Origin of the sequence: Marisediminicola senii (assembly GCF_011057645.1) — a bacterium.
Lineage (GTDB): Bacteria > Actinomycetota > Actinomycetes > Actinomycetales > Microbacteriaceae > Marisediminicola > Marisediminicola senii.
Window position 1 is genome coordinate 1 of the sequence record NZ_JAALGE010000101.1, and the last position, 2,537, is coordinate 2,537.

Annotated in this window: 4 protein-coding genes; all 4 read left to right on the top strand. The window is 63.7% G+C overall.

What is annotated here, in order from left to right:
• Window positions 1–133 precede the first annotated feature (133 nt).
• The 4 genes from G5S38_RS15990 (at window position 134) to G5S38_RS15410 (ending at window position 2,383) form a co-directional block, all read left to right on the top strand.
• Window positions 134–739, top strand: coding sequence for a DNA-processing protein DprA (locus G5S38_RS15990; RefSeq protein ID WP_407943858.1), 606 nt, complete (start codon window positions 134–136; stop codon window positions 737–739).
• A gap of 65 nt (window positions 740–804) precedes the next feature.
• On the top strand, window positions 805–1,614 hold the full coding sequence (locus G5S38_RS15400; RefSeq protein ID WP_165070513.1) for a helix-turn-helix transcriptional regulator: 810 nt from the start codon (window positions 805–807) through the stop codon (window positions 1,612–1,614).
• 50 nt (window positions 1,615–1,664) lie between these two features.
• On the top strand, window positions 1,665–2,054 hold the full coding sequence (locus G5S38_RS15405; RefSeq protein ID WP_165070515.1) for a VOC family protein: 390 nt from the start codon (window positions 1,665–1,667) through the stop codon (window positions 2,052–2,054).
• 5 nt (window positions 2,055–2,059) lie between these two features.
• The gene (locus tag G5S38_RS15410) at window positions 2,060–2,383 is read left to right on the top strand and encodes a TfoX/Sxy family protein (RefSeq protein WP_201276716.1); all 324 of its coding nucleotides are present in this window, start codon (window positions 2,060–2,062) and stop codon (window positions 2,381–2,383) included.
• The last annotated feature ends 154 nt before the right edge of the window (window positions 2,384–2,537 follow it).

Genomic DNA, 2,537 nt, shown 5'->3' on the forward strand with positions numbered 1-2,537 from the left:
CAAGCGCGACTCATATTGCGAATCCGCCACGCCTTGGCATCACTGCGCCGCCCGGCCGACCGCTTCGATACGATTACCGACACCTGTATCCACGCAGATCACGCAGCAGACGGAATAGCGCGCGGTTCTGGCCGTGGTCGGAGCGCGAGCTGCCACCGGCTACGGCGAACACGCCACGATGGAGGCCGTGAGCGGCCTCGTGCAGCTCGGCTACACGATCGCCAGCGGAGCCGCCTACGGCATCGACGGCATGGCTCACAGGGCCGCTCTCGCCAGCGGAGGCAACACCATCGCCGTGCTCGCCGGAGGCGTCGACCGGCCCTACCCTGCCGGTCACGACTCCCTGATCCAGCGGATCGCCGTGAGCGGCCTCGTGCTCTCCGAGGTTCCCCCGCACACCGCGCCGACGCGCTGGAGAAGTGAGCGCCAGCGGGAAGGGATCGTCCTCGCGAAACAGCGAAACGCTTACAAGGGGCGCGCCCCGTCGCTGAGCCCATTCCAGGCGACTGAGCTGTGCCGGAAGGCCGACGCCGGCGTGCCCAAAGCTGTCCTGGCCCGGGAGTTCGGGATCAGCCGGGAAACCGTCTACGCCTATCTCCGGACCCGTACCAACGAGGCAGACGCTGCGACAGCACTCGTGGAGAAGACGGTCGAGGGCTTACCGGCAGATACGAGGCCGGTTCCTACACTGACCCAGTACGACACCCTTCTGGCGACGCCGCCTGCCCGAGAGCACTAACATCACCGCATGACGTCAGGCTCCGGGAGTGTCTGTTCACGGATTTCTCCCACGACGAGACCGTTGTGGTCTGGAAGGTCAGTGGTTCCATGCCGATACCTTCTGGTTATGGTGAAACCCTGCGCCCTGCACGCGAGTCTCCTGCGGCGGAGGCGGCCTGGCAGTTCTTCGCCGATCACCGGTTTGAACATCGCGTCTTACCGGACGGGCGGTGCGACATCATGCTCCGCTTTCCCTCCGACGGGGAAGAGGTCCTCGGACCGGTCGCAGCCTTAGTCAGTGGTCCCGCCACACGATTCCATGCTGTGTCGATCGAGGCCGGAACCTGCTTTGTGGGTATCAGGCTTCGCCCTGGTACCGCCAAGCCAGTCCTGGGGATCTCGCCCGGCCTCATCACCAATGAGGTGCTCAAAGGCGAGGTCGCCCTGATGCTGGTTCCGGCGCTCGGCGCCCTCGTTCAGAAGCTGACAAGAGGTTCTTGGACCGTGGGTGGCGTGATGCAGCAACTGTCATCATTCGTTGATGATCGTTGTGCAGACGGGGGCGTGAACAGTACGACGCCACTGATCGACGCGCTGCATGTATCCGGAGGCCGGCTTCCCATCCGAGACATCGCCGCCCTGCACACCATGAGCGTTAGAACTGTGCACCGGCGCATCACGGAGGCGACCGGTCTGACGCCGAAAGAGCTGGCAATGGTCATCCAATTCCATCGCGCCCTCAGACTCAGGCTCCGGGACGGACTCGGCGTTGCCGCAACAGCCCTCGAGGCCGGGTACTCCGACCAGGCCCACATGACACGAGTGTTCCGCCGTCTCGGCGGTGTCAGCCCGGCTCGCCTGCCGGAACTCGCCCTCGCCGGCCTCCCCATCTAGTGTCCGATTCATTCAAGACCCCGCCCGCACCGTGCTCGTAGGGTGGGCGAATGTTCTTCAAATACTCCATCATGTATGTCGCCGATGTGCCCGCCACGGTCGACTTCTACGAGCGGGCTTTCGGCCTGAGACGCCGCTTCATCCATGAAAGCAACCTCTACGCCGAAATGGACACCGGAGACACTATCCTCGCGTTCTCCGGCGAGGCGATGGCCGAGATGAGCGACCTGGCCATCCGCCCAAACCGACCAACCGATGTCGCAGCAGGCTTCGAAACGGCGTTCGTGACCGAGGACCCGCGCGGCGCCTACAAGACCGCCGTCGCCGCAGGAGCGTCCGCGATCAAACCACCAACAGAGAAACCTTGGGGTCAGGTCGTCGGCTACGTCAGGGACCTCAACGGATGCCTCGTGGAAATCTGCTCCCCGGTTGAAGGCTAATCCTCGTGACCTCCGACCAGCGGATCGTAGACTTCATCGTCGCGCAGATGACCGACGCCGGAAACATCAGCACCCGGAAAATGTTCGGTGAGCACGCCATCTGGTGTGACGGCAAAACAGTTGCGGTCATCGCCAATGACCAGCTCTACGTGAAGATCACCCCCGAGGGCCGGCAACTCGCCGCGGGTGCGGAGGAAGCGCCGGCCTACCCCGGAGCAAAACCGTCCCTACTCGTCGCACCCGAACGCTGGGAAGACGCCTCTTGGCTTGCCACACTCATCAGGACCACAGCCAACGCACTACCTGCCCCCCGACCCCGAAAACACTAACGGCACGCACGAACCCGGCACCGTAACGGGTCAAGTCCCTGGTGGTGGTGTAGCGGTTGGTGATCTTTCTGTTTGCTAGGCGCTGAGCTCGAGAGTGGTTTCGGTGGTCGCCTCCGTCCTGGTCTCGGTGATGAGTGTGAGACGGCTTTTGGTG

What these genes read in the sequence shown, in the direction of transcription:
- G5S38_RS15405 (WP_165070515.1), top strand. Translation starts at nt 1,665, where the DNA reads ATGTTCTTCAAATACTCCATCATGTATGTCGCCGATGTGCCCGCCACG.